Origin of the sequence: Methylobacterium sp. B1 (assembly GCF_000333255.1) — a bacterium.
Lineage (GTDB): Bacteria > Pseudomonadota > Alphaproteobacteria > Rhizobiales > Beijerinckiaceae > Methylobacterium > Methylobacterium fujisawaense.
Map to the genome: position 1 here is coordinate 1 of NZ_BACT01000650.1, position 1,523 is coordinate 1,523.

The 1,523-nt window shown below is 62.8% G+C and carries 3 protein-coding genes; 2 read left to right on the forward strand and 1 reads right to left on the reverse strand.

Annotated elements, in window-relative coordinates:
* Window positions 1-327: hypothetical protein (locus tag I53_RS34600; RefSeq protein ID WP_210161588.1), on the forward strand; the 327-nt coding region annotated here is incomplete at its 5' end.
* A 265-nt stretch (window positions 328-592) separates the two neighbouring features.
* A complete protein-coding gene (locus tag I53_RS36195; protein WP_083936101.1) occupies window positions 593-814 on the forward strand; it encodes a PilZ domain-containing protein in 222 nt (73 codons plus the stop codon).
* Here the strand turns inward: I53_RS36195 and I53_RS19060 are convergent.
* A partial coding sequence (locus tag I53_RS19060) for a DUF5131 family protein (RefSeq protein ID WP_051044891.1) occupies window positions 737-1,523 on the reverse strand: 787 nt, incomplete at its 5' end. The two genes, I53_RS36195 and I53_RS19060, sit on opposite strands and share 78 nt — an antisense overlap.

The window sequence follows — 1,523 nt, forward strand, 5'->3', positions numbered from 1 at the left end:
GGATCAACACGCCCTCAACACATCGATGCCGGGATGTTCGGCCGCCCAGAAAGCGACCAGGGCGGACCAGTCGCGGAAACCGTCCTGTCGGGCGAAGGCGTCGAGGTCCTCCTCGGTCCGGATCCAGCCTCCGTTAGCGAACACGATGCCGTCGCGCAGGTGCAGCTCGATTGGCCAGACGGCGATGCACCGGGACTCGCCGAGTTTGGTGCATTGGCGGGTACGCATCCCGGTGTAGCGATGGACCAACTCACCAGGGCGGGCGTGTCGCGACCGACCGAGGCGCTTGGCCCGGATGTTCTGGGTCTTGGTGTTCGCTACGATTGACGCAGCGAAGCGAGATTTGAAGCTGTAGGCGGTCATAAAGCCTGCCCAATCTCAATGTGAAAATCTGCCATTCTCGAAGATCGCGAGCGCCTGCCTTGAGAGATTTTATTTCTTTTGTTCTCAAAAAGATGTCTTGTGTTTCGATAGATCGACAATTGATTTATGAAATTATTAGATCGTGTTTTTATATATTCGGACCCGCGAGCAGTCGCTGGGGGCATCTGTGACCGATCTTAGAAAGCAATGGCGCATTGAGGCATCTGCGATGGTCGAAATATTGCCAACGTATGGCCCGCCAATTCCATGTAAGTTGGCAGATATATCCCCAAACGGCGCGCGGCTGGATGTGAATAGCGTCCTCGGCATTCCAGACGTTTTCCAGATTAAGTTTATTACGACGGACGAAGTGCTATGGGCTCGCGTAGTCTGGAGGCGGCCCAGCCAGCTCGGATTGATTTTCGTCCAGGACGCGGCACTTGCTAGCTGACGTCGCCGCAGAGCCGCCGGTAGGGGCGGCTCTGCCACGGGCCACCTCCGGGAATCCGTTGTGCTCGACGCCGTCGAGGAGGCGGCCGGCGGCCTTCTTGCCGACGCGGAAGACGAGATCGGTGCCGTGCCCGGTGAAGGTGTGGCCGCGGAGCCGAGCCGAGCTGCCGTCCGCGAAGGTGACGGCCCGGTCCATCCAGTTCGGCACAATGCCGGCGCGGGTCATCACCGGCCCGTCCACGGCGATCCGGGCGGTCGCCATGTCCGCCCACTCGCCCCATTGCTTCAGGAAGAACGCCGAGCCCTGCGCTGCGCACTGGTCGCGAAGAGACCGAACCCACGCGGGGTTTAGCGGGCGGGCGTGCGGGCCGCTCTCGCCGCCGACGATGACGAGGTGGATGCCCGACAGGTCCACCTCGCCGAGATCCTCGAGCAGCGGCTCGATCGACAGGAAGCGGACCACGGCGGGGGCTGCGCGCAGTTTGTCGAGGCGGTGCAGGCGCGCCCGATCCTCGATCGTCGTGCCGAGCCAGACGTGCTGCCAGGGCCAGCGCTCGTTCCAGGGGCGGTAACCGGGCTCCGAGCTGTCCATCACCGGGAGCATCTTCGCGATGTTCTCCGGGCGCTTCGTCAGCACCATCCAGTCGAGGTGCCGGGCGCCGGCGATGACGGCCCAGGCATCATGCCGCCACTCGGCGGCACCTGGTTGT